Consider the following 383-nt stretch of genomic DNA (forward strand, 5'->3'; position numbering starts at 1 on the left):
ATATCGAATAGCGAAGTTCTACTTCGACCTAAGTACAGAGATAAATTTCAGATTTACGACGATGAGAGACGAGAAGAGAGAAGCGAGAGGCGAGAAGCAAGAGGCGAGAAGCAAGAGACGAGAATTCAAAAAAAACGATACTCAATTACACATCCCAGAAATATCGAACATCGAATGATGAATGTTGAATATCGAAGTTCTACTTCGACTTAAGAACAGAGATAAATTTCAGATTTACGACGATGAGAGGCAAGAGACGAGAAGCGAGAGGCGAGAGACGAGAATTCAAAATAACGACATTCATATACTCAATTGCACATCCCAGAAAATATCGAACATCGAATGATAAATGTTGAATATCGAAGTTCTACTTCGACCTAAGA

The 383-nt window shown here is 38.6% G+C and carries 1 protein-coding gene; it reads left to right on the top strand.

The genetic code is table 11. The features are described 5' to 3' along the window. The coding region (locus B2906_RS00660; RefSeq protein WP_286935242.1) for a hypothetical protein at nt 1-213 on the top strand (213 nt) is incomplete at its 5' end. Nucleotides 214-383 lie beyond the last annotated feature (170 nt).

Origin of the sequence: Algoriphagus sp. UBA3586 (assembly GCF_002376385.1) — a bacterium.
Taxonomy (GTDB): Bacteria; Bacteroidota; Bacteroidia; order Cytophagales; family Cyclobacteriaceae; genus Algoriphagus; species Algoriphagus ornithinivorans.